The 24441-nt window shown below is 59.8% G+C and carries 24 protein-coding genes; 9 read left to right on the plus strand and 15 right to left on the minus strand.

Annotated features, from left to right (window positions below; genetic code table 11):
• The first annotated feature begins 70 nt into the window (after nucleotides 1-70).
• Nucleotides 71-520, plus strand: coding sequence for a Cd(II)/Pb(II)-responsive transcriptional regulator (gene cadR, locus AC3Y64_RS26590; protein ID WP_008088440.1), 450 nt, complete (start codon nucleotides 71-73; stop codon nucleotides 518-520).
• A gap of 126 nt (nucleotides 521-646) precedes the next feature.
• On the opposite strand, the gene AC3Y64_RS26595 is transcribed toward cadR, so the two are convergent.
• The 3 genes from AC3Y64_RS26595 to AC3Y64_RS26605 all read right to left on the minus strand — a co-directional run bounded on the left by AC3Y64_RS26595 (nucleotide 647) and on the right by AC3Y64_RS26605 (nucleotide 3344).
• Nucleotides 647-1618: a thymidylate synthase gene (locus AC3Y64_RS26595; protein ID WP_489985778.1), complete on the minus strand. Its 972-nt coding sequence runs from the start codon at nucleotides 1616-1618 to the stop codon at nucleotides 647-649.
• A 50-nt stretch (nucleotides 1619-1668) separates the two neighbouring features.
• Nucleotides 1669-2484: a prolipoprotein diacylglyceryl transferase gene (gene lgt / locus AC3Y64_RS26600; protein ID WP_007913003.1), complete on the minus strand. Its 816-nt coding sequence runs from the start codon at nucleotides 2482-2484 to the stop codon at nucleotides 1669-1671.
• 77 nt (nucleotides 2485-2561) lie between these two features.
• Entirely contained in the window at nucleotides 2562-3344 is a 783-nt protein-coding gene (locus AC3Y64_RS26605; protein ID WP_150706344.1) for a sulfite exporter TauE/SafE family protein, read from the minus strand.
• A gap of 132 nt (nucleotides 3345-3476) precedes the next feature.
• Here AC3Y64_RS26605 and AC3Y64_RS26610 point away from each other — a divergent pair, with 132 nt between their 5' ends.
• Nucleotides 3477-4223, plus strand: a complete 747-nt coding sequence (locus tag AC3Y64_RS26610; RefSeq protein ID WP_489985779.1) for an NRDE family protein — start codon at nucleotides 3477-3479, stop codon at nucleotides 4221-4223.
• A 70-nt stretch (nucleotides 4224-4293) separates the two neighbouring features.
• Here AC3Y64_RS26610 and ptsP read toward each other — a convergent pair whose 3' ends face one another.
• Both ptsP and AC3Y64_RS26620 read right to left on the minus strand, forming a co-directional pair.
• Nucleotides 4294-6573, minus strand: coding sequence for a phosphoenolpyruvate--protein phosphotransferase (gene ptsP / locus AC3Y64_RS26615; RefSeq protein ID WP_489985780.1), 2280 nt, complete (start codon nucleotides 6571-6573; stop codon nucleotides 4294-4296).
• A gap of 22 nt (nucleotides 6574-6595) precedes the next feature.
• A complete protein-coding gene (locus tag AC3Y64_RS26620; RefSeq protein ID WP_003229203.1) occupies nucleotides 6596-7075 on the minus strand; it encodes an RNA pyrophosphohydrolase in 480 nt (159 codons plus the stop codon).
• A gap of 143 nt (nucleotides 7076-7218) precedes the next feature.
• Between AC3Y64_RS26620 and AC3Y64_RS26625 the strand changes: the two genes are divergently transcribed.
• Nucleotides 7219-7875 (plus strand): histidinol-phosphatase, encoded by a 657-nt coding sequence (locus tag AC3Y64_RS26625; RefSeq protein ID WP_489985781.1) that lies wholly within the window; start codon nucleotides 7219-7221, stop codon nucleotides 7873-7875.
• 120 nt (nucleotides 7876-7995) lie between these two features.
• Here AC3Y64_RS26625 and AC3Y64_RS26630 read toward each other — a convergent pair whose 3' ends face one another.
• The gene (locus AC3Y64_RS26630) at nucleotides 7996-8409 is read right to left on the minus strand and encodes a DUF2269 family protein (protein ID WP_489985782.1); all 414 of its coding nucleotides are present in this window, start codon (nucleotides 8407-8409) and stop codon (nucleotides 7996-7998) included.
• Nucleotides 8410-8449: 40 nt separating this feature from the next.
• Entirely contained in the window at nucleotides 8450-9964 is a 1515-nt protein-coding gene (gene ilvA / locus AC3Y64_RS26635) for a threonine ammonia-lyase, biosynthetic (protein ID WP_489985783.1), read from the minus strand.
• Between the two features lie 147 nt (nucleotides 9965-10111).
• On the opposite strand from ilvA, the gene rpiA reads away from it, so the two are divergent.
• Nucleotides 10112-10786 (plus strand): ribose-5-phosphate isomerase RpiA, encoded by a 675-nt coding sequence (gene rpiA, locus AC3Y64_RS26640; RefSeq protein ID WP_007913886.1) that lies wholly within the window; start codon nucleotides 10112-10114, stop codon nucleotides 10784-10786.
• 158 nt (nucleotides 10787-10944) lie between these two features.
• Here the strand turns inward: rpiA and AC3Y64_RS26645 are convergent, their stop codons facing one another.
• From AC3Y64_RS26645 to AC3Y64_RS26660, 4 genes are all read right to left on the minus strand, one after another.
• Nucleotides 10945-11862: an SdiA-regulated domain-containing protein gene (locus AC3Y64_RS26645; RefSeq protein ID WP_489985784.1), complete on the minus strand. Its 918-nt coding sequence runs from the start codon at nucleotides 11860-11862 to the stop codon at nucleotides 10945-10947.
• Between the two features lie 117 nt (nucleotides 11863-11979).
• Nucleotides 11980-12903, minus strand: coding sequence for an SdiA-regulated domain-containing protein (locus tag AC3Y64_RS26650; protein ID WP_489985785.1), 924 nt, complete (start codon nucleotides 12901-12903; stop codon nucleotides 11980-11982).
• A 264-nt stretch (nucleotides 12904-13167) separates the two neighbouring features.
• The gene (locus AC3Y64_RS26655; RefSeq protein ID WP_158958003.1) at nucleotides 13168-13833 is read right to left on the minus strand and encodes a fumarylacetoacetate hydrolase family protein; all 666 of its coding nucleotides are present in this window, start codon (nucleotides 13831-13833) and stop codon (nucleotides 13168-13170) included.
• A 41-nt stretch (nucleotides 13834-13874) separates the two neighbouring features.
• Nucleotides 13875-15269 (minus strand): FAD-binding oxidoreductase, encoded by a 1395-nt coding sequence (locus AC3Y64_RS26660; protein ID WP_489985786.1) that lies wholly within the window; start codon nucleotides 15267-15269, stop codon nucleotides 13875-13877.
• Nucleotides 15270-15473: 204 nt separating this feature from the next.
• Here AC3Y64_RS26660 and serA point away from each other — a divergent pair, with 204 nt between their 5' ends.
• The gene (gene serA, locus AC3Y64_RS26665) at nucleotides 15474-16703 is read left to right on the plus strand and encodes a phosphoglycerate dehydrogenase (RefSeq protein WP_008085296.1); all 1230 of its coding nucleotides are present in this window, start codon (nucleotides 15474-15476) and stop codon (nucleotides 16701-16703) included.
• Nucleotides 16704-16817: 114 nt separating this feature from the next.
• On the opposite strand, the gene AC3Y64_RS26670 is transcribed toward serA, so the two are convergent.
• Complete coding sequence (locus tag AC3Y64_RS26670; RefSeq protein WP_122594629.1) at nucleotides 16818-17243, minus strand: DUF4399 domain-containing protein; 426 nt, start codon at nucleotides 17241-17243, stop codon at nucleotides 16818-16820.
• Between the two features lie 135 nt (nucleotides 17244-17378).
• Here AC3Y64_RS26670 and AC3Y64_RS26675 point away from each other — a divergent pair, with 135 nt between their 5' ends.
• Nucleotides 17379-17966, plus strand: a complete 588-nt coding sequence (locus AC3Y64_RS26675; protein WP_489985787.1) for a transporter substrate-binding domain-containing protein — start codon at nucleotides 17379-17381, stop codon at nucleotides 17964-17966.
• A 118-nt stretch (nucleotides 17967-18084) separates the two neighbouring features.
• Here the strand turns inward: AC3Y64_RS26675 and AC3Y64_RS26680 are convergent, their stop codons facing one another.
• Both AC3Y64_RS26680 and AC3Y64_RS26685 read right to left on the minus strand, forming a co-directional pair.
• Nucleotides 18085-18570 (minus strand): 2-thiouracil desulfurase family protein, encoded by a 486-nt coding sequence (locus AC3Y64_RS26680; protein WP_489985788.1) that lies wholly within the window; start codon nucleotides 18568-18570, stop codon nucleotides 18085-18087.
• 1 nt (nucleotide 18571) lies between these two features.
• Nucleotides 18572-19204, minus strand: coding sequence for a 2OG-Fe(II) oxygenase (locus tag AC3Y64_RS26685; protein WP_489985789.1), 633 nt, complete (start codon nucleotides 19202-19204; stop codon nucleotides 18572-18574).
• A gap of 108 nt (nucleotides 19205-19312) precedes the next feature.
• On the opposite strand from AC3Y64_RS26685, the gene AC3Y64_RS26690 reads away from it, so the two are divergent.
• Nucleotides 19313-20044: a DUF2059 domain-containing protein gene (locus AC3Y64_RS26690; protein WP_489985790.1), complete on the plus strand. Its 732-nt coding sequence runs from the start codon at nucleotides 19313-19315 to the stop codon at nucleotides 20042-20044.
• A gap of 130 nt (nucleotides 20045-20174) precedes the next feature.
• Here AC3Y64_RS26690 and bipL read toward each other — a convergent pair whose 3' ends face one another.
• Nucleotides 20175-21122, minus strand: coding sequence for a phospholipase BipL (bipL, locus tag AC3Y64_RS26695; RefSeq protein WP_489985791.1), 948 nt, complete (start codon nucleotides 21120-21122; stop codon nucleotides 20175-20177).
• Nucleotides 21123-21221: 99 nt separating this feature from the next.
• On the opposite strand from bipL, the gene AC3Y64_RS26700 reads away from it, so the two are divergent.
• Complete coding sequence (locus tag AC3Y64_RS26700) at nucleotides 21222-21800, plus strand: DUF6436 domain-containing protein (RefSeq protein WP_122594623.1); 579 nt, start codon at nucleotides 21222-21224, stop codon at nucleotides 21798-21800.
• 102 nt (nucleotides 21801-21902) lie between these two features.
• Nucleotides 21903-24314 (plus strand): penicillin acylase family protein, encoded by a 2412-nt coding sequence (locus tag AC3Y64_RS26705; protein WP_489985792.1) that lies wholly within the window; start codon nucleotides 21903-21905, stop codon nucleotides 24312-24314.
• Nucleotides 24315-24441: the final 127 nt, after the last annotated feature.

The raw sequence follows: 24441 nt of genomic DNA on the forward strand, positions 1-24441 counted from the left end.
AAGGTGCCTGTTGCCAAGTAAAGACCCTGTAGCCACTATAGGGTCAAGCACCCTTTTGGAGATTGCCCTCATGAAGATCGGAGAACTGGCCAAGCTGACCGACTGCGCCGTGGAAACCATCCGCTACTACGAGCGCGAAAACCTCTTGCCGGAACCGGCCCGCAGCGACGGCAACTACCGCGTCTACACCCAGGCCCACGCCGAACGCCTGACCTTCATCCGCAACTGCCGCACCCTCGACATGACCCTCGAAGAAATCCGCAGCCTGCTCGCCATGCGTGATAGCCCGCAGGATCAGTGTGAAAGCGTGAATACGCTGATCGACGAACACATTCAGCATGTGAAGGCGCGGATTGATGGGTTGCTGGCGTTGCAGACACAACTGCTCGACCTGCGCCAACGTTGTGGCGAAGGGCCGGGGGCGGATCAATGCGGGATTTTGCAGCGGCTGGAAGTGAGTGGCGGGGTTGTCGCGACGGAAGTTGAGCATTCCCATGTAGGCCGCAGCCACGGCCACTAACAACACCACAAAACACTGTGGGAGCTAGCCCTGCTAGCGATAGCGGACTGTCAGTCAACATCACTGTTGAACCTGACAGCCCTATCGCTAGCAGGGCTAGCTCCCACAGGGGTATTGCGTTGTGGCTTAAACCGCCATTGGCGCGGTCATTGGCGCGTGATGCTCGTAACCTTCCAGCGAGAAATCGCTCGGTTCGACCAGCTCCAGCCATTCCGGCTGATACACACCAGTCTTGGCAAATTCCGGCACACGATCCGAGATCTTCAGCTTCGGCATGGCGAACGGCTCGCGCTTGAGCTGTTCGTTGAGCATGCCCAGATGGTTCTCGTAGACGTGCGCATCACCGATGAAATAGGTGAACCAGCGCGGTGTGTAGCCGGTCAGGCGACCGATCAGGCTCAGCAGCGCGGCGCCTTCGGTGAGGTTGAACGGTGTGCCCAGACCCAGATCGTTGGAGCGGATGTAGAGGGTCAGGGAAATTTCCTTGGTCTCGACGTTCGGGTGGAACTGGTACAGCAAGTGGCAAGGCGGCAGGGCCATTTCATCGAGCTGAGCGACGTTCCAGCCGTGGAACAGGATGCGGCGGCTGCCCGGGTCCTTGATGATCGTATCGACGCACTGACGAACCTGGTCGATGGCTTTGTACAGCACCACGTAAGCCTGGCCGTCTTCTTCGCCCTGAGCGATCTGCTTGTAGCCGTTGCTCAGTGTTTGCTCGATGGCGGCGCTGTTGCTCAGCGGGATCTGCTTGTACGCCGGCCATTTGCGCCATTGCACGCCGTAGATTTCGCCGAGATCGTCGTCGCCCTGACGGAACGGGTTGGCCAGCCACTGCGCGTTTTCGTTGGCGTTCTGGTCCCAGACCTTGCAGCCCAGCGCACGGAATTCAGCGGCGTTGTTCACGCCACGGAGAAATCCGCACATCTCGCCGATGGCCGATTTGAAGGCCATTTTGCGCGTGGTGATCGCCGGGAAACCTTCCTGCAGATCGAAACGCAGCATCGCACCCGGGAAGCTGATGGTGTTGATGCCGGTGCGGTTGGCCTGTTTGCTGCCGTTCTTGATGACGTGCGAGACCAGTTCGAGATATTGCTTCATGAGTTACCTGTGTCCTTTGAGCCCCGGCGTCGCGCGCCGGGGTTCGTAGTTTAAGCCGTCGGCGCGAGTGGTGCTGCCGGTGCGCGACGATAGGCCAGCCAGATCAGGAACAGCCCGCCGACGATCATCGGTACGCAGAGCACTTGGCCCATGGTCAGCCAGTTCCAGGCCAGATAGCCCAGTTGCGCATCCGGCACGCGGACGAATTCGACGATGAAACGGAAGATGCCGTAGAACAACGCGAACATGCCCGATACGGCCATGGTCGGACGCGGTTTGCGCGAGAAAATCCACAGGATCAGGAACAGCGCCACGCCTTCGAGCGCGAACTGATACAGCTGCGACGGGTGACGCGGCAGTTGCGCCGGATCGCTGAATGGCGGGAAGACCATGGCCCACGGCACGTCGGTGGCTTTGCCCCACAACTCGGCGTTGATGAAATTACCGATACGCCCGGCGCCCAGACCGATCGGCACCATCGGTGCGACGAAGTCCATCAACTGGAAGAACGACTTGCCGTTGCGCTTGCCGAACCACAAGGCCGCGAGCATCACGCCGATGAAACCGCCGTGGAACGACATGCCGCCCTTCCACACTTCGAAAATCAGCGTCGGGTTGGCCAGGTAGGCGCTCAGATCGTAGAACAGCACGTAACCCAGACGTCCGCCGACGATCACGCCCATCGACATCCAGAAGACCATGTCGGAGAGTTTCTCCTTGGTCCAGGTCGGGTCGAAACGGTTGAGCCGGCGCGACGCCAGCAGCCACGCACCGCCGATGCCGATCAGGTACATCAGACCGTACCAGTGGATTTTCAGCGGACCGATGGCCAGTGCCACCGGGTCGATCTGCGGGTAAGGCAGCATTGCGACTCCTCGTTAGAGTTGAAACCAAAATTCCCGGGCGACGCTGCCACCTCAGGATTAAGCCAGGATTGCGACGGTTAAAGCAGGAAGCTCACACCCACGCTGAACAGCAAAGCGGCGAACAGCCGTTTCAGCAAGCGCGGCGACAACCGATGCGCCAAACGCGCACCGATGCGGGCGAAGATCATGCTGGTCAGGGCGATGCCCAACAACGCCGGCAAATACACAAAACCGAGACTATGCGGCGGCAACAACGGATCGTGCCAGCCCAGAATCATGAAACTTAATGCACTGACCAAGGCAATCGGCAGCCCGCAGGCCGATGAGGTCGCCACCGCTTGTTGCATCGGCACGCTGCGCCAGGTCAGGAACGGCACGGTCAGCGAGCCGCCGCCGACGCCGAAAATCGCTGAAGCCCAACCAATGATGCTGCCGGCCACGGTCAGACCGAATTTGCCCGGCACGGTTCGGCTGGCCTTGGGCTTGATGTCCAGCGCCAGTTGCACCGAGATGATCAAGGCGAACACGCCGATGATCTTTTGCAGGTGCGGGCCGGAGATCGCCTCTGCCGTCAGTGCACCGAAACCGGCGCCCAACAGAATGCCGACGGCCATCCACATGAAGATCGGCCAGCGCACCGCGCCGCGACGGTGGTGTTCACGCACGGCATTGACCGAAGTGAAGATGATCGTCGCCAGCGACGTACCGACCGCCAGATGAGTCAGGATCGACTGATCAAAGCCCTGCAGGGTGAAACTGAACACCAGCACCGGGACAATAATGATCCCGCCGCCGACGCCGAACAGTCCGGCCAGCACGCCCGCACAGGCGCCCAGCGCCAGATAGAGCAGAAATTCCATGACCGTCTCCCCAGACCGCATCCCCAAAACCGGAGCGGCATGGTAACGGATGCATGGCCTCCTGCTCCACTTGCGATGGATGCACGGACGCCGGATGCGTACAGTGGACAAAAAACACACAAGGACCACCTTATGTGCCTGATTGTTTTCGCCTGGCGCCCGGGCCATGCCCAGCCGCTGATCGTCGCGGCCAACCGTGACGAGTTTTACGCCCGGCCCAGTTTGCCACTGGCGCAATGGCCAGAGGCGCCACATGTGCATGCCGGACGTGATCTGGAGGCTGGGGGCACCTGGCTGGGGATCGGCGCCCATGGGCGCTTCGCTGCGCTGACCAATATTCGTGATCCGCAACAGCCGCCCGCGCGTAAATCGCGAGGGGAATTGGTGGCTCGGTTTCTGACCGGGGATCAGTCGATTGATGATTATTTGAGCGAAGTGGTCGGGCGTTCGGCGGAATATGCCGGGTTCAATCTGCTGCTCGGTAATAGTCATGAGCTGTGGCATTTCAATGCGCGGATGTCGGAGCCGGTGATGTTGCCGCCTGGGGTTTATGGGCTGTCGAATGCCGGGCTGGATACGCCGTGGCCGAAGCTGCTCAAGGCCAAGGGTGCGTTGAGTGCGGTGCTGGATGATCCGCAGCCTGAACATTTGTTGGCATTGTTGAGTGATGCGCAGACCGCCCCGTCTGCCGAATTGCCAGATACCGGGGTCGGCATGGCGACTGAGGCTTTGTTGTCGAGTGTGTTTATTGCCAGCCAGAGTTACGGCACGCGGGCGAGTACGGCGTTGATCGTGCAGGCGGACGGCACAAGGCGGATGGTCGAGCGCAGTTTCGGGCCGTATGGCGGGCATTTGGGCGAGGTGGATATCAGAATCTAAAGATCGCAGCCTGCGGCAGCTGCTACAGGAATACACGTTCCATGTAGGCGCTGTCGCAGGCTGCGATCTTTTAGAGAACTTTGACGACCGCCGGCGGATTCATCTTCGACAACCCAAGGTTCTTCAGTGCCAATTGCAGCGAACTGTGGATAACTTGCGGGTTATCGATGGTCATCAGCTCAGCCAGCAAATCCTTCGCCTTGCTCAGATTGACCTGACGCAACATCCACTTCACCTTCGGCAAGTTGGTGGCGTTCATCGACAAACTGTCGAAACCCATCGCCATCAACAGCACCGCCGCTGCCGGATCACCGGCCATCTCGCCGCAGATACTCACCGGTTTGCCTTCGGCATGGGCATCACGCACCACGGTTTGCAGGGCTTGCAGCACCGCCGGATGCAGGTAGTCGTAGAGATCGGCCACACGCGGGTTGTTGCGGTCGACCGCCAGCAGGTACTGGGTCAAGTCGTTGGAACCGACGGACAGGAAGTCGACCATCCGCGCCAGCTCCTTGGTCTGGTACACCGCTGCCGGAATCTCGATCATCACGCCAATCGGCGGCATCGGCACGTCGGTGCCTTCGTCGCGCACTTCGCCCCAGGCACGGTGAATCAGGTGCAGGGCTTCTTCGAGTTCATGGGTGCCGGAGATCATCGGCAGCAGAATCCGCAGGTTGTTCAGGCCTTCGCTGGCCTTGAGCATCGCGCGGGTCTGCACCAGGAAGATTTCCGGATGGTCGAGGGTGACGCGAATGCCGCGCCAGCCGAGGAACGGGTTGTCTTCCTTGATCGGGAAGTACGACAGCGACTTGTCACCACCGATGTCGAGGCTGCGCATGGTCACCGGTTGCGGGTGGAACGCGGCGAGCTGCTCGCGGTAAATCGCCAGTTGTTCCTTCTCGCTCGGGAAGCGCTGGTTGATCATGAACGGCACTTCGGTGCGGTACAGGCCGACACCTTCGGCGCCACGCTTCTGCGCCCGCGCCACATCGGCGAGCAAACCGGTGTTGACCCACAACGGCATGCGGTGACCGTCGAGGGTCACGCACGGCAGGTCGCGCAGGGTATCGAGGCCCAGCGCCAGTTGTTTCTCTTCTTCAACGACTTCGGCGAACTGCTTGCGCAGCACTTCGCTCGGGTTGGTGTAGACCTCGCCGCGAGTGCCGTCGACGATCATCTCGATGCCGTCGACCTTGGCGTACGGCAGGTCGACCAGACCCATCACCGTCGGAATGCCCATCGCTCGGGCAAGGATCGCGACGTGCGAGTTACCCGAACCGAGTACCGAGACCAGACCGACCAGCGTGCCTTCCGGCACCTCGCCGAGCATCGCCGGCGTCAGTTCTTCGCTGACCAGAATGGTTTTTTCCGGGTAGACCAGGTTCTGCTGGCGCTCTTCCTGCAAATAAGCGAGCAGGCGGCGGCCGAGGTCTTTGACGTCCGATGCCCGCTCGCGCAGGTAGGCGTCGTCCATCAGTTCGAAACGGTTTACGTGCTCAGTGACTACCTGACGCAGCGCGCCCTGGGCCCACTGACCGGTCTTGATCACGGTGGTGATTTCGCTGCCCAGCGAGGCATCGTCGAGCATCATCAGGTAGACGTCGAACAGCGCGCGTTCTTCCGGGCGCAACTGCGTCGCAAGCTTGGCGGACAACGCGCGCATGTCGGCGCGCACGCCTTCGATGGCGGTCTTGAACAGCGCCAGCTCGGCGTTGATATCGGTGATGGTCTTGTCCGGCACCACGTCGAGATCGGCCGGCGGCAGCATGACCACTGCAGTACCGACGGCGGCACCCGGCGAACCCGGTACGCCGACGAACTTGGCTTCCTGAATGCCTTTACCCTGACGACCCAGACCCCGGATCGAACCGGTGGCCTCGGCGTGGGCGATAACGCCGGCAAGCTGCGCGCTCATGGTCACGAGGAAGGCTTCTTCACCTTCGTCGAACTGACGGCGTTCCTTTTGCTGGATGACCAACACGCCGACGACGCGGCGGTGGTGAATGATCGGTGCACCGAGGAACGAGGCGTAACGCTCTTCACCGGTCTCGGCAAAGTAGCGATAGCGCGGGTGATCCGCAGCGTTTTCGAGGTTCAGGGGTTCTTCACGCGTGCCGACCAGACCGACCAGACCTTCGTTGGGTGCCATGCTGACCTTGCCGATCGAGCGCTTGTTCAAGCCCTCGGTGGCCATCAGGACGAAGCGGTTGGTCTCGGGATCAAGCAGGTAGACCGAGCAGACCTGGCTGCCCATGGCCTCTTTGACGCGCAACACAATAATCCCCAACGCCGCCTTGAGATCCTTGGCGGAGTTAACTTCCTGGACGATCTTGCGCAGCGTATTGAGCATGGCTCGGGGTCGAACTCCGTCGTCAGTCGCGCGCTAAAAGGCGCGGGGCAAGCTCTTTGAGGGCGCGGCGATACACCTCGCGCTTGAATGTCACCACCTGGCCCAACGGATACCAATAGCTGACCCAGCGCCAGCCATCGAATTCCGGTTTACCGGTCAAATCCATCCGCACCCGCTGCTCGTTGGAGATCAGGCGCAGGAGAAACCATTTCTGTTTCTGGCCGATGCACAGCGGTTGGCTGTGGGTACGCACCAGACGTTGCGGCAAACGATAGCGCAACCAGCCTCGAGTACAGGCCAGTATTTCAACATCTTCACGTTCCAGGCCAACTTCTTCGTTCAGCTCGCGGTACAAGGCGTCTTCCGGCGTCTCTTCAGGGTTGATTCCCCCTTGCGGAAACTGCCAGGCATCTTGATTGATACGGCGAGCCCATAGCACCTGGCCGGCGTCATTCGTCAGAATGATCCCGACATTGGGGCGGAAACCATCGGGGTCGATCACGGCAACAACCTCGCAAACGCATGTCGCCGCATTGTTCCACAAAGGTTGATAAGGCGGCAACGAAGCTTCCTACCTTATGTGCACTCTTGTGAAAAGACCGTATTCTTGTCGCCTTTTTACAGACTTATCAGCGGGTAACTGCAATGCGCCTGGCACTCTTCGATTTGGACAACACCCTTCTGGGCGGCGACAGCGATCACGCCTGGGGCGACTATCTGTGTGAACGCGGCTTCCTCGATCCGATTGCGTACAAAGCGCGCAACGACGAGTTCTATCAGGATTACCTGGCCGGCAAACTGGATAACGCCGCGTACCTGAACTTCTGCCTGGAGATCCTCGGCCGCACCGAAATGGCCGTGCTCGATCAATGGCACAGCGATTACATGCGCGACTGCATCGAGCCGATCATGCTGCCCAAAGCGCTGGAGCTGCTGAAAAAGCACCGCGACGCCGGCGACAAACTGGTGATCATCACCGCGACCAACCGCTTCGTGACCGCGCCGATTGCTGTGCGTCTGGGCGTTGAAACCCTGATCGCCACTGAATGCGAAATGGTTGATGGCCGTTACAGCGGGCGCAGCACGGATATTCCGTGTTTCCGCGAAGGCAAGGTGACGCGCCTGAACCGTTGGCTGGAAGAGACCGGGTATTCGCTGGATGACAGCTATTTCTACAGCGATTCGATGAATGATCTGCCGTTGCTGGAGCAAGTGGCGAATCCGGTGGCGGTTGATCCGGATCCGAATTTGCGTGCCGAAGCCGAGAAGCGGGGTTGGCCGGTGATTTCGTTGCGCGGCTGATTACGCCATCGCTGGCAAGCCAGCTCCCACAGGTTTTTCGGCTGCCCACAATATCCGTGTTCACTGAAGATCCCTGTGGGAGCTGGCTTGCCAGCGATTGGCTCGACTCGGTATATAGCCTTAAACAGGCTTGGCACCCATCAACCCGGCAATGGCGAGAAATCCGATGCCGCTGACAATTGCCAGCGCCAACGTGAATTTCCAGTTACCAACCCCGCTAGTCCACAGCCGATTAAGCCGCACCAGCAACCACACTGCACTCAACGTGGCCACGGCATAGATCACGCTGGACCCCAGAATCCAGAACTGCCCCAGTGGCCAGCCGATCAGGTGGACCAACCACCAGCCGGTGAAAGGCATGCTCAGCATACCGATCAGCATCAAACACCAGATAAACAACCAGGGACGCTGCATCGTGCAGGCCGGCCCTTCGCTGCGATTACGCCAGGAAAGAGCAGCGAGCCCCATCCCACTGGCAAGGATCACCACGGTCGCCGCGACGTGAAGGACTTTCAGGGTGGTCAGGGTTTCCATGAATTTCTCTTCCTTGGGCCATGCCCATCAGCGTAGCCGCTCAGCCAAGAAACAGCTGATAGGCCGGGTTGTCGCTTTCGTCCCAATACGGGTAGCCGATTTCCTCAAGGGCGGCCGGCACCAGATGACGCTCGTCGTGCGGCACTTGCAGGCCAGCGACCACACGACCATCAGCCGCACCGTGGTTGCGATAATGGAACATCGAGATGTTCCAGCGCCCGCCGAGCTTGCTGAGGAAGTTGAACAGCGCACCCGGACGTTCCGGAAATTCGAAGCGGAACACCACTTCATCAATCACGTGCGCCGCGTGACCGCCGACCATATGACGGATATGCAGCTTGGCCAGTTCGTTGTCGGTCAGGTCGATGACCGGGAAACCCTGCTCGGTCAGGCTCGCCAGCAGCGCGCTGCGCGGGTCGTTATCCGGGTGGGTCTGCACGCCGACGAAAATGTGCGCTTCGCTGCCGGTGTTGTAGCGGTAGTTGAATTCGGTGATCTGGCGCTTGCCCACGGCCTCGCAGAACGCTTTGAAGCTGCCGGCCTTCTCGGGGATGGTCACGGCGATGATCGCTTCGCGGCCTTCGCCTAGCTCGGCGCGCTCGGCGACGTGGCGCAGACGGTCGAAGTTGACGTTGGCGCCGGAATCGATGGCGACGAACGTCTGGCCGCTGACGCCGCGCTGTTCGACGTATTTTTTGATGCCGGCCACACCCAAGGCGCCGGCAGGTTCGGTGATCGAGCGGGTATCGTCGTAGATATCCTTGATCGCCGCGCAGATCTCGTCGGTGCTGACGGTGATCACTTCATCGACATAGTCTTTGCAGATATCGAAGGTGTGCTGGCCAATCTGCGCCACCGCAACGCCGTCGGCGAAGATGCCCACGGTCGGCAGCACCACGCGCTCACCGGCCGCCATCGCGGCTTGCAGGCAGTTGGAGTCGTCCGGCTCGACGCCGATGACTTTGATGTCCGGGCGCAGATATTTCACGTAGGCAGCGATACCGGCGATCAAACCGCCGCCGCCGACCGGGACGAAAATCGCGTCCAGCGGCTGCGGATGCTGACGCAGAATTTCCATCGCGACGGTGCCTTGCCCGGCGATGGTGTGTGGATCGTCGTAAGGGTGAATGTAGACGTAGCCTTTTTCGTCGACCAGTTTCAGCGAGTAGGCCAGGGCTTCCGGGAACGAATCACCGTGCAGCACCACTTTGCCGCCGCGCGAACGCACGCCTTCGACTTTGATCTCGGGGGTGGTCTTGGGCATGACGATGGTGGCTTTGACGCCCAGCACTTTCGCCGCCAGGGCCAGGCCCTGCGCATGGTTGCCCGCCGACGCGGTGACCACGCCACGGGCGCGCTCTTCATCGCTCAGTTGCGTCAGTTTGTTGTAGGCGCCGCGAATCTTGAACGAGAACACCGGCTGCAAGTCTTCGCGCTTGAGCCAAATGTCGTTGCCCAGCCGCTCGGAGAGCTGGCGAGCGTTCTGCAGCGGGGTTTCTACGGCAACGTCATAAACGCGCGAGGTGAGGATCTTTTTGACGTACTGTTCGAGCATCGGAAAGCATCACTGAGCGGTTGAGCGGGACCGAGGAGTCTAACCCGGCTTTTGCCCGCACGACCACACGAATCCAGAGGTTTTAGCCGCGCTTGCGGCTATAATGCCGGCCTTTCCGTTCTCACCTTGCCCGCTTCCGGAGCCCGCATGACCCAGGATCAACTCAAACAGGCAGTGGCCCAGGCCGCCGTCGACTTCATCCTTCCGAAACTCGACGACAAGAGCATCGTCGGGGTCGGCACCGGCTCCACCGCTAACTGCTTCATCGACGCACTGGCGCAGCACAAAGGCGCGTTCGATGGCGCGGTCGCCAGCTCGGAAGCCACCGCCGCGCGCCTCAAGGGCCACGGTATTCCGGTGTATGAGCTGAACACGGTTAGCGATCTGGAGTTCTACGTGGATGGCGCCGACGAAAGCGACGCGCACCTGAACCTGATCAAGGGCGGCGGCGCGGCCCTGACCCGCGAGAAGATCGTTGCAGCTGTGGCCAAAACCTTCATCTGCATCGCCGACGCCAGCAAACTGGTGCCGGTGCTGGGCGAGTTTCCGCTGCCGGTCGAAGTGATTCCGATGGCCCGCAGCCACGTCGCGCGTCAATTGGTAAAACTGGGCGGCGACCCGGTGTACCGCGAAGGCGTGTTGACTGACAACGGCAACATCATTCTCGACGTGTTCAACCTGCAGATCACCAACCCGGTGGAGCTGGAAGCGCAGATCAATGCAATCGTCGGCGTGGTCACCAATGGTTTGTTCGCTGCGCGCCCGGCGGATCTGTTGTTGCTGGGTACCAGCGAAGGCGTGAAAACCCTGAAGGCTGAGTAAGCCAAACTGCCCACTATTTATGGGCAGATAAAAAACCTGTGGGAGCTGCGGTGCGACGATTCGACTTGCAGCGATGAGGCCGTCAGATTCGACAACAATGTTGAATGACAGACCGCCATCGCTGGCAAGCCAGCTCCCACAGTGTTTTGTGGTGTGGGTTAAGGCTGTGCCGGTTTTTTGAAGACGTAGAACAGATTCGGTTCGCTCACCAGATACAGCGTGCCGTCATCATCCATCGCAATGCCTTCCGCTTGCGGCACGGTTTTCTTCAAACCTTGGCGGCCACCGCTGATAGACATGGTGCTCAACGGGCGCCCATCGACATCCAGTTCCAGAATCAACCGCGACTCATCCGACAGCGCCAGCAAATGCCCGCTGCGCTCGTCGTACTGCAAACTCGACAGATCACGCACGAACATTCCCGCATCGCGCTTGGGGTTGTTGATAACGTGCACCGCGTAGGACTTTTCCGGATTGAAGTGCGGAAAGCCGTGCACTTCGTAGATCAGCATCGGATCGCGCTCTTTCGCAACGAACAGACGCTTGCCGACTGAATCATAGGCCAACCCCTCGAACCCCTTGTTGCCACTCATGTGCACACCAAGGGTCATCTGCTCGGCGTCGGCCGCATCGAGGAAGGTCGTGTCTTTTTCCAGATGAATCTTGATCAAGCGCTGCTGGCGTTCATCGGTGATGACATAGGTGTCGGCGCTGATGAATTCGACTGCCTCAGGGTCGCCGAAGCCGATCAGGGCGATGCGGCGCAGGATCTTGCCCTCCAGCGAAAGCTCGACCAATTCGGCATTCTTGTTGGTCACGGTGAACAGGCTTTTGCGCACCGGATCGAAGGTCAGTGCTGAAACATCGTCGTTCAGACCGTCGATGACCCGCGCTTCGATTTCCACCCGGTATTGATCCAAACCAATGGATTGAGTGCTCTGCGGCTGCCACAACGTATGCAGATTGAACCAGGCACGCTCGAACAGGCGCATGTATTGGCCGATCGCAATCAACGCAATCAGGGCCATCACCGACAAAAGGATAAACAGAGGTTTGGGACGGGCAAGTCGACGCATTCGGGCGGGCTCGGAGTCAAAACAGGCGGATGAAATATCACGCCCGTCTGAACTGAAGCTTAATGGCCACTTGCCTGTCAGGACAACCGCACAAATCTGCAATTGCCGTAGGGAAAGTTACTTCTGCTTTTCGAAGCGATAAAACAGGTTCGGTTCGCTGACCATGTACAGCGTGCCCGCCTCGTCCATGGTCACGCCTTCGGCGCGCGGAATGGTTTTCTTCAGGCCGTTGAAACCGCCAAGCAAGGTCATGAAACTGACCTGTTCGCCCTTCTCGTCCAGTTCCAGCAGCAGGTGCGAATCAGCGGAGAGCACCAATGTATGGCCAGTGCGCGGGTCAATCGCCAGCGCCGAAAGATTGCGGATATCCAGCTCATCACTGTCCAGCTTCTGTTTGTCGCCCTTCAGCGTCTGGCTGCCGTCACTTTTCCAGGTGAACAGCGCCGGTGGGCGCTCCTCACCCAGCAGCAGTTGCTGATTGCGCGAGTCCCAGGTGATGGCTTCGAAAGCTTTGTTCTGGTCTTTCGACGGGCCAAGGTCGTATTTCGGGAAATCGGCGATGTTCAGCTCGCGGGTGTCGGCATCGACCTTGACGATCGACAGCATGTGCTCGCGCTCATCGACGATCGCCATCAAGCCGTTTTCCATGACCGTCAGACCTTCGGGATTGCTCCAGCCCTTGAGTGGCATCTTGCGCAGGACATCGCCTTGCAAGCTCAGCTCGGCGAGGAACGGATTCTTGCCCATCACCGAAAACAGGGTTTTGGTCTGCGGGTTATAGGACAGGTCGGAAGCCTCGTCCTTTTCCATGCCCGGCAGCAATTTCGCGTCGATCACCGCGCGATAGTCCGGCAGCCAGACGCTTTCCTTCTGCTCAGTCGGGCTCTCGAAACGCTCCAGCACCCACAGGACGCCACGGTCATCCCAATGCATGGCGAACGCCAGGCCATAAGCGGCAGCAATGGCCAGCAACAGCCAGGCATACCAACGCAAAGCAAAACGGGAGCGGCGGACGGGTTTGAGCTGAGTTTGAGAGGACATCGAAGGACGCGTTCCAGAAATTCAGGCTATGGGTAATAGCACAAAGAGGCCGGCTCAGACGCCAGAATTGCGGGAATTATCCAGACAGGATGTGAAAAAAACGGCAAATGGCGGGATTGCCCTGCACGTTTGCAAGGTGGATCACATAACAAAGGTGGGAGCTAGCCCTGCTGGCGATGGCGCCAGGTCAGTCGACATCATCGTTGACCGACCTGGCGCCATCGCCAGCAGGGCTAGCTCCCACCAGGATTTGCAGTGTTGCGATCAGCGCACGCTGCTGGTGAAGCTGCTCGCGCCCGGCAGTTCGAGGACGATGTCATCGCCAACATTCAGCGGGCCGACGCCGACTGGCGTGCCGGTGAGGATCACGTCGCCGGCCTGCAGCGAGAAGCAGCCAGCCATGTGCTGGATCATCGGCACGATCGGGTTGAGCATCGCGCTGCTGTTGCCGTCCTGGCGGACTTCGCCGTTGATGGTCAGGCGAATGCCGATGTCAGTCAGATCAGCGAAAGTGCTGCCGACCACGAACGGAGCGATCACTGCCGCGCCATCGAACGATTTGGCGATTTCCCACGGCAGGCCCTTGGCTTTCAGCTCGGCCTGCTTGTCACGCAGGGTCAGATCCAGCGCCGGGGCGAAACCGGAGATCGCATCGAGCACCTCTTCACGGCTTGGCTTGGTCGACAACGGTTTGCCGATCAACACAGCGATTTCCGCTTCGTAGTGCACCGAACCGCGCTCGGTCGGAATGGCGAAACCGCCTTCCAGCTCAACCACACAACTGCCCGGCTTGATGAACAGCAACGGCTCGGTAGGCACCGGGTTGTCCAGTTCCTTGGCGTGTTCGGCGTAATTACGGCCAATGCACACGACTTTCCCGATAGGGAAGTGGATGCGCGTGCCGTCGACGTACTGGTGCTGATAGCTCATTTACCGACTCCTGCCTTCATTGATTCATCAAAGATTACAGATCAAACCGCGAAAATCTTGCCCGGGTTCATGATGCCGTTCGGGTCGAACACCGCTTTTACCGCTTTCATGTACTCGATCTCAACCGGCGAACGGCTGTAGGTCAAGTAATCGCGTTTGGTCATGCCGACACCATGTTCGGCGGAAATCGAACCGTTGTACTTCTCGACGGTTTCGAACACCCACTTGTTGACGGTCGCGCACTTGGCGAAGAACTCGTCCTTGCTCAGGTTATCCGGCTTGAGGATGTTCAAGTGCAGGTTGCCATCGCCGATGTGGCCGAACCAGACGATTTCGAAGTCCGGATAGTGTTCACCGACGATCGCGTCGATTTCCTTTAGGAACGCCGGAACTTTCGAAACCGTGACCGAGATGTCGTTCTTGTACGGCGTCCAGTGCGAGATGGTCTCGGAAATGTATTCGCGCAACTTCCACAGGTTCTGCAGCTGGGTTTCGCTCTGGCTCATCACGCCATCCAGCACCCAGCCCTGCTCGACGCAATGCTCGAAGGTTTCCAGTGCGCTGTTGGCCACTTCTTCGGTGGTCGCTTCAAACTCCAGCAGCGCATAGAACGGGCAATCGGTTTCGAACGGCGCCGGCACATCGCCACGGCCCATGACTTTGGCCAAAGCTTTATCGGAGAAGAACTCGAACGCGGTCAGGTCGAGCTTGCCCTGGAACGCGTGCAGCACCGGCATGATCGAGTCGAAATCGGCGGTGCCGAGGACCATCGCGGTAAGATTTTTCGGTGCGCGATCGAGGCGCATGGTCGCTTCGACGACGAAACCCAGCGTGCCTTCAGCGCCAATGAACAGCTGACGCAGGTCGTAACCGGTGGCGTTCTTGATCAGGTCTTTGTTCAGTTCGAGCACGTCGCCCTTGCCGGTGACGACTTTCATGCCGGCGACCCAGTTGCGGGTCATGCCGTAGCGAATCACCTTGATCCCGCCGGCATTGGTGCCGATGTTGCCGCCAATCTGGCTGGAACCTGCGGAAGCGAAGTCGACCGGGTAATACAGGCCTTTTTCTTCGGCGACGTTCTGCAGATGCTCGGTGACCACGCCCGGCTGACAAACGGCGGTGCGGTCGGTGAGGTTCACATCGAGAATCTGATTCATGTAGTCGAACGAGACGACCACTTCGCCATTCGCGGCCACCGCAGCAGCGGAAAGCCCGGTGCGCCCGCCCGATGGCACCAGGGAGACCTTGTGCGTATTGGCCCAGCGAACCACGGCCTGCACCTGCTCGATGGTCTTGGGAAACACAATGGCGCTGGGCGCCGGGGCGAAGTGCTTGGTCCAATCCTTGCCGTACGCATTCAGGGAGTCGGCATCGGTCAGGACCTTGCCAGGCTCGACCAGGGTCTTCAGTTCATCAATCAGGGCAGGATTGGTCATCGACAGAACTCTCGAACAATTCATGGTCATCCTGAGAACGCTTCACGTCGCAGGAATGAGTGTTTAGCGGGGAGGCTATGCTAGCATATCGACCCCGCAGGACAGTGCCCAAGGCCAGATCCGCGGAGACGACTTTCTTGTCGTCCGGGTCAGCGTCTGTTGACCATTTCCTGCCATTTTTCTCCGGGATACAGGTTTACGCAGATGAGCAAGACTTCTCTCGATAAGAGCAAGATCAAGTTCCTTCTTCTCGAAGGCGTCCACCAATCGGCTGTCGACGTCCTCAAGGCGGCGGGCTACACCAGCATCGAATACCTGACAGGTTCCTTGCCGGAAGCCCAGCTCAAGGAAAAGATCGCTGACGCTCACTTCATCGGCATTCGTTCGCGCACCCAACTGACCGAAGAGATCTTCGATCACGCGAAGAAACTGGTTGCGGTCGGCTGTTTCTGCATCGGCACCAACCAGGTTGACCTGAGTGCTGCCCGCGAGCGCGGTATCGCCGTGTTCAACGCGCCGTACTCCAACACCCGCTCCGTTGCCGAGCTGGTACTGGCCGAAGCGATCCTGCTGCTGCGCGGCATCCCTGAGAAAAACGCTTCCTGCCACCGTGGCGGCTGGATCAAATCCGCGGCCAACTCCTTCGAGATCCGTGGCAAGAAACTGGGCATCGTCGGCTACGGCTCGATCGGTACTCAGTTGTCGGTTCTGGCTGAAGGCCTGGGCATGCAGGTGTATTTCTACGACACCGTGACCAAGCTGCCGCTGGGCAACGCTACCCAGATCGGTAGCCTGACCGAGCTGCTGGGCATGTCCGACATCGTCACCCTGCACGTTCCGGAAACCGCTGCGACCCAGTGGATGATCGGCGAGAAGGAAATCCGCGCCATCAAAAAGGGCGGCATCCTGATCAACGCGGCGCGCGGTACCGTGGTCGAGCTGGACGCCCTGGCGGACGCGATCAAGGACAAGCACCTGATCGGCGCAGCCATCGACGTGTTCCCGGTGGAGCCACGCTCCAACGACGAAGAGTTCGAAAGCCCGCTGCGTGGCCTCGACAACGTGATCCTGACCCCGCACATCGGTGGCTCGACCGCTGAAGCGCAAGCCAACATCGGTCTGGAAGTGGCAGAAAAACTGGTCAAGTACAGCGACAACGGTACTTCGGTTTCGTCGGTAAACTTCCCGGAAGTGGCCCTGCCGGCTCACCCTGGCAAGCACCGCCTGCTGCACATCCACGAGAACATTCCGGGTGTGATGAGCGAGATCAACAAGGTCTTCGCCGAAAACGGCATCAACATCTCCGGTCAGTTCCTGCAGACCAACGAGAAGGTTGGCTACGTGGTGATCGACGTCGACGCCGAGTACTCGGACCTGGCGCAAGAGAAGCTGCAGCACATCAACGGCACTATCCGTAGCCGGGTTCTTTTCTAAGAACAGCTACAAGCCGCGAGCGACAAGTGATGTTCGCTTAGCTTTTGCTTGAAGCTCGTAGCTCGCAACTCGCCGCTGATAAAAAAAGGGAGCCCCCGAAAGGGCTCCCTTTTTTTATTCGACGTTGACGGTGATTTTCTTCGAGACGATTGGTGGGTCGAACGGCATATGGCCGCTGTCGCCAAGTTCCAGCTGCAAGGTGTGTTTGCCCGGGGCAAGCTTGATGTCAGCCTGGGTCTGCGCCTTGCCGAAGTGCATGTGGTTGGCGTCATTCGGAATCGGCGCGCCAGCGGCTGGCATCTTGTCGACGTCGATCAGCAAATGGTGGTGACCGGTGTTCTTGGTGACGTCACCGGCCGGTGCCAGTGCTACGTCCTTGGTCCCGAACTTGACGGTGAAGGTTTGCGAAACCGTGGCCCCGTCCTCGGGAGAAACGATGAACACTTCAGCACCCTTTGGCGCCGGTGTCGCCGCACTGGCCAGCACCGAAACACCCATCAGTACACCCGCCAACGCTGCACGTGACATAAAGCTTTTCATTTTCTTCTCCAGTTTTTCCGTAAAATCCGCACGGTCATGACAACTTCATGACCATTCGTTGTCGAAGGCACTCGACAACCATAGCAAAGCGAGCCTGACTCAGAGCATCGCGTTAATGATTTCAAAGGAGTGACCATGCGCTTTTTGCCTGGCCTGATCTGTCTGCTACCCCTTTTGAGCCCTTTGGCTCACGCCGAACTGATTGATGACGTCAACGACCGTGGCGAGCTGCGCATAGCCCTTGAGGCTAATACACCGCCCTTCAATTACAAGGATGACGGCGACAAACTCACGGGGTTCGAGGTTGAGCTTGGACAACTGTTGGCCAACGAGCTGGATGTTCGCGCCGACTTCATCGTCACAGACGAGGCTGACTTGCTCCAGGGCGTCGAAAGCGGCAAGTACGACGTCGCGCTCAATCACATAGCACTGACACCCGAACTCAAGGATCGTTTCGACTTCAGCGCGCCTTATGGCAAGGTCGATTCGCAGTTGCTGGCGAAGAAAGATGAACAGCCGCAGCCGATGGTCCTGGTGCAAACGTTGACTGAGGCCAAGCCAAAGGCCAGTGCGCCGGTGGAATTGGCGATCCCGTTTCAGAAGGGTAATCCCGCGTTTCAGGCCAGCCTTGCGAGCGCGATGCAGCGGATCAAGGCGGATGGGCGCCTGGCGGCGTTGTCCGAGAAGTGGCTCACCGCGCAGGCAACCGAAAATCCGAAGTGAACACAAAACCTGTGGGAGCTGGCTTGCCAGCGATAGCGGTGGATCAGTCCACACTCGTGGTGGCTGATCTAATGCCATCGCTGGCAAGCCAGCTCCCACAGTATTTTGTGGTGAATGGCTAATCGAGTTGGGCTAGGGCTTCTGCGGCTTGCGGCAGTTCCAGTTCGCTGAAAACCTGCACACCATGGCGCTTCAGCAGCGCAGCGGTGACGCCTTCGCCGGAGACCTTCACACCGCTGAACGTCCCGTCATACGTCAGTAAATTCCCGCAGGAAGGACTATTGGCTTTCAGTACAGCCACCCGAATCCCGTACTTTTGCACGAGAGCCAGCGCCTGCCGTGCACCATCCAGAAACTGCGCACTGACATCCTCGCCCTCGGTGGTAATCACCGCAGCAATGCCATCCAACACCTCAGCCCCCTGCCCGCCCGGAATCTCCGCCGCCGCCCGTGGCGTCGGCAATCCCCCAGCGACCTCGGGACACAACGGCACCACCCGTCCCTCGGCAATCCACTGTTCAAGCAGATCAAACGGCCCGCTCGCGCCACCGTCGTAACGCACGCGATGACCCAACAGGCAGCGGCTGACCAGAATCCTGTTCATCTCAGAACGGCTCGTTGCCACGTCGACGGAACCAACCGGTCAGCGACAGGCGTTCACGATTCGCCGGCAGCACTTCATGCGGCACTTCGCCGGAGAGAAACACCACCAGACAACCGCCAGCAGGCTGCACGTCATGCACGCGTTCATCGTTCAGGTACATGCGCAACTGACCGCCGTCCTCCGGCAGCCACGCGCCATTGAGGTAGACCACCACCGAGACCATGCGCTTGTCATCGTCGCGAAAGCGGTCGACGTGTCGGCGATAAAATGCGCCGGGCGGGTACAGGGCGAAATGGCATTCGAAGTCTTCAAGACCAAGGAACAGACCACGATTGAGCGCCTCGCGCAGGCTCTCCATCAGGTTCAGATAACGATCGCTGGCCTCGGCCTGGCCCGGATCAATCCACTGGATGTGGTCGCCACGAATGCCCTCGCGGATCTCTGAAAACGGCCCACGCCCCACTGCCGCTGGCGCCAGTTCACCTTCGGCCTCACGTTTACGGCACTCGGCGGCCAGCTCGCGGGTCAAACCGGCGGGCAGGAATATGTTCTGCTGCGACCAGCCGTGCTCGGCCAGGTCGTCGACAATGCGTAACAGCAGTGGGTGTTCAGAGGATATTTGCATGGCGCGCATAGTATGCCGCCGGCGAAAAATCCGACAGAGCCACGCGGCGGCTTGCTACGAATTCTCGACAAGTACCGGCACCGCACGGAGAATAGTCCGCTGCTGACAGGAGTCCCTATGCGCCGTTTGCTTTTTTCACTGTTGATGTTCTGTGTTTTGCCCGCCTGGGCGGACGGCCACGATCAGCTGTACAAGGTCGCCGGCTGGCCAGAACAACGCGCGCATTTCAACGATGCCTTGAGCGCCGCGCAGCAGCGCTATCAGAACAGCCTGCCGCCAGCAGTCTTTCAGGCGCTGGTGAACAACAGCAACCAGCGCTTCGCCCCACAGGCCGTGGATCAACGCGCCGAAGCCCAACTGCGGCAAACCCTCGCCGATCCGAAACCGGCGCTGATCTTCTTTCAATCGCCATTGGGCAAGAAAATCGTCGCCGCTGAATTGCTCGCAACCCGTCGTGATCAACTGGCGAAAAACGCCAAGGGTCTGCCGAAAATGCAGGTCAGCGACAGCCGTCTGCTGATCATCGGCCACCTCGCTCAGGCCTTGCCGGCCCGTGAAGCCGGCGCCGAAGTCAGCCTGGCGATTGCCGGTGTGGCGGCGGACAGTTTGAGTTCGATGATTCCGGGACTGCTCGGCGGTGGTCAGGCCCAAGGCATGTTGAATGGTCAGCGCCAGCGCTTGATGGATCAGATTGGCGCGGACATGAACAACACGTTGCTCTACGTTTATCGTGATTTGTCGGATGAAGAGCTGGAAGAGTTTGCGACGTTTGCCGAATCGGCTGAGGGCAAGGCTTATTACCAGGCGGCGCTGGCGGCGATTCGGGCTGGGTTGGCGGTCGGGCAGTGATCTTCAGAGCCTGATAGGCCGCCATCGCTGGCAAGCCAGCTCCCACAGTTTTCTTGGGTGTTCACAATATTCGTGATCGACACTTAACCCTGTGGGAGCTGGCTTGCCAGCGATAGGGCCCTCACCAACGCTAGAGATTCCGGCCCCTGATCCGCTTGCTCAGAAACTCGAAATACTCCTCGCGCATCTCCACCGTCTCATTCGCCAGATGATGCCGCGCCTCGGCCAGCAGCAGAATCTGCGGTCGATCGAACTTCCATTTCAACACCTGCAGATTGTGCTGCCAGTCCACCGTCATGTCCGCCTGCCCCTGAATGATCAGTGGCCGTCGCGGACTTTTTTTCGCATGCTCGACGCGGATGATCCAGCGCGACAATGCCCCGACCCATTTCGTCGGCAAGCGTCGCGGCTGTAACGGATCGGTCTGCAGAAACGGTAGGAAATCCGGATCGTTGGAATTCTCACTGAACCGTCGCGCGACACCTCGTACAAAAGGCCTGAGCAGGTAATAACTCAGTTGCGACCAGCCCCACGCCCGTGGCCGCACCAGCGGCGCGAGCAAAATCACCTGCCCCTGCGCCGGGCTGTTTTGCGCGTGGTTGAGCAAATGATCGACGACAATCGCGCCGCCGGTGCTCTGTCCAAACAAGTGCCACGGCTGCGGCAGCGCGATCGATTGCGCCTCGGCGAACAAGGCTTGCAGGACGTCCTGATATTCCGAGAAGTCGCGAATGCTCGCACGCGGCCCGCTCGACAGACCATGCCCCGGCAAATCGCAGGCGATAACGGCAAAATCCTGATCCAGCGCCCACTCGATCACATGCCGATAGAGCCCGGTGTGATCGTAATAGCCGTGCAGCAGAAACAACGTGGCCTTGACCTTCTCCGGCCACCAGCAATGGCTGACCAGTTCGTAGCCATCGACCTCGAAACGGCCCATGCCACGCCAGACATCACGCTCGGGAAAATCGGTCTGGTAAAAACGCTGATACGCCTTGGCCTCGTCCGACAACGGCTGCCACTCGGCCAAAGGCTTGAGGCTGGCGCGGATCTGATCGGGGTCGAAAATGGCAGGCATGCAGGAATTCCAAAACGGTAAACAGACTTTATCGGCCTGCGATATTCATCTGTCGTGGCAGACATGGCAAGCTAGCCCACCTTTTCGGGATCGAAAACCATGCGTTCGCCCTACCGTACCGCACTGTTTGCCAGCCTGCTCGCGCTGATCTGCGCCGGGGTGCTGTGGGCGGCGTACGACTGGTTTCAGGGGCGTTACCTGCGCGCGTTCAGCGAACACACGGCGGTGTTTTCCGGCGATCCACTGCGCCTGCCGGACGATCTCGCCGGGCCCGGGCCGATTCGTCTCGTGCACTTCTGGGACCCCGCCTGCCCGTGCAACGTCGGCAATCAACAGCACCTGACCGAGATGGTCGAGCAGTTCAGCGCCAAGGGTGTCGAGTTTTTCGCGGTGCAGAAAACCGGCAGCCACGGCCAGTTGCCCGCGACCCTCAGCAGCCTGAAAACCATCACCGTATTGCCCGGCTCCGAACAAGTTCCCGCCAGCCCGGCCGTGGCGATCTGGGATCGCAGTGGCAAACTGGCCTACTTCGGCCCGTACAGCGAAGGCCTGACCTGCAACTCCAGCAACAGCTTCATCGAACCGATTCTCAACGCCCTGACGGACGATCGCCCGGTCAACGCCACGCACACCCTGGCGGTCGGCTGTTATTGCCCGTGGCCGGTGGAAACGAAGTAAGGCATTCCGGACTTTTCAAGGACAGCGCTGCACCGGCCCAACGGTCTGTGCTAATTGTTTGCAGCCCGACGGGCGGCAATCCCGCATGCACAAGGAGTCACCATGAAGCGCGTGTTCACCGTTCTCGCCTTGCTCATCGTTGTTCTGCTCGCCGGGGTTGGCTGGTATGTCTACAGCAAACAACCGACGCGCCAGGGCCAGGTCGAGCTGCGCAACCTGCAAGGTTCGGTGACCGTACGCTATGACGAACGCGGCGTGCCGCACATTCGTGCCGAAAACGAAACCGACCTCTATCGCGCACTCGGCTACGTGCACGCCCAGGATCGCCTGTTCCAGATGGAAGCCATGCGCCGTCTTGCCCGTGGCGAATTGGCTGAAGTACTCGGGCCGAAGCTGCTCGACACCGACAAACTGTTCCGCAGCCTGCGCATCCGCGAGCGCGCCGCCAGTTATGTCGCCAGCCTCGATAAACAGTCACCGTCGTGGAAGGCCCTGCAAGCCTATCTGGATGGCATCAACCAATATCAGGACACCCACGCTGCGCCGATCGAGTTCGACGTGCTGGGCATCCCCAAACGGCCGTTCACTGCCGAAGACAGCATCAGCGTCGCCGGTTACATGGCTTACAGCTTTGCGGCGGCGTTTCGCACTGAACCGCTGTTGACCTATGTGCGCGATCAACTCGGCGCCGATTACCTCAACGTCTTCGACCTCGACTGGCAGCCCAAAGGGGTGCTGGTCAACGGTCACGCCAAGCAGGCGCCAGCGCTTGCCGCTGGCGACTGGAAAGACCTCAATGCCCTCGCCCACCTCAGCGAACAGGCGCTGATCGACAACGGCCTGCCGCAGTTTGAAGGGAGCAATGCCTGGGTCATTGCCGGCAGCCGCAGTCAGAGCGGCAAACCGCTGCTGGCCGGTGACCCGCACATTCGTTTCTCGGTGCCGTCGGTGTGGTACGAAGCGCAACTGTCGGCGCCGGGCTTCGAGTTGTATGGCCATCATCAGGCGCTGGTGCCGTTTGCGTTTCTCGGTCACAACCTCGATTTCGGCTGGAGCCTGACCATGTTCCAGAACGACGATCTGGATCTGATCGCCGAGAAGGTCAACCCGGACAACCCGAATCAGGTCTGGTATCGCAGCCAATGGACCGACATGCTCGTCACCGAACAGCAGATCAACGTGAAGGGCCAGACGCCGGTGACCCTGACCCTGCGCCAGTCGCCCCACGGCCCGATCGTCAACGATGCGCTGGGCACTGCTGCCGGGAAAACCCCGATTGCGATGTGGTGGGCCTTTCTTGAAACGCCGAACCCGATCCTCGAGGGTTTCTACCAGCTCAACCGCGCCGACACCCTGACCAAGGCCCGGGCCGCAGCGGCCAAGGTGCAGGCGCCGGGGCTGAATCTGGTTTATGCCAACGCCAAGGGTGATATCGCCTGGTGGGCCTCGGCGTTGCTGCCCAAGCGCCCGGCCGGGGTCAGACCGGAATTCATCCTCGACGGCAGCAGCAATCAAGCGGACAAGGACGGCTTCTACCCGTTCAGCGCCAACCCGCAGGAAGAGAATCCGGCGCGCGGTTACATCGTCTCGGCCAACTTCCAACCGCTGTCACCGACCGGCATGGAGATTCCCGGTTACTACAACCTCGCCGATCGTGGGCAGCAACTCAATCGCCAGCTCAGCGACAAGAGCGTGAAGTGGACCAACGAGGCCAACCAGAAACTGCAATTGGGCACCGCCACCGATCATGGCCCGCGCTTGCTGGGGCCATTGCTGCCGGTATTGCGCGAGGTGGTCAGCGATCCGGCACAGCTAAAACTGGTCGAGCAACTGGCGCAGTGGCCGGGCGACTATCCGCTGGATTCGGTCAGTGCGACGGTGTTCAACCAGTTCCTCTACGACCTCGCCGATGCGGCGATGCGAGACGAGTTGGGCAATGATTTCTTCGACACCTTGCTGTCGACGCGGGTGATCGACTCAGCGCTGCCACGGCTGGCGGCGAACGCCGATTCACCGTGGTGGGATAACCGCAACACGCCGGCCAAAGAGACTCGCGCCGATGTCGTGCGCGCGGCGTGGGCAGCGAGCATGCAGCACTTGAAGCTGACTCTCGGTGACAACCCTGCCGAGTGGAAATGGGGCGCGGCGCACACGCTGACCCATGGCCATCCGTTGGGGCAGCAGAAACCGCTGGAGCGGATTTTCAATGTCGGGCCGTTTGCGGCACCCGGCAGTCATGAAGTGCCGAACAATCTTTCAGCGAAGATCGGCCCGGCGCCGTGGCCGGTGACGTATGGGCCGTCGACGCGACGCCTGGTGGATTTTGCTGACCCGGCGCATGGGCTGACGATCAACCCGGTCGGGCAGAGTGGTGTGCCGTTTGATAGCCACTATGACGATCAAGCTGAAGCTTATGTCGACGGGATGTATGTGCAGGCGCATTTCAGCGAGGAAGAGGTGACGGCGAATACGCACGGTACGTTGAAGCTGTTGCCGATGCGGGCTGCGCAGTAGTTTTGCGCTGATTGGACTGGCCTCATCGCTGGCGAGCCAGCTCCCACAGGGTTTTGTGTCGATCACAAATCATGTGAACACCAGAGAAACCTATGGGAGCTGGCTTGCCAGCGATGAGGCCCTGAAA

Source organism: Pseudomonas sp. 4CAES_32.4 (assembly GCF_058136335.1).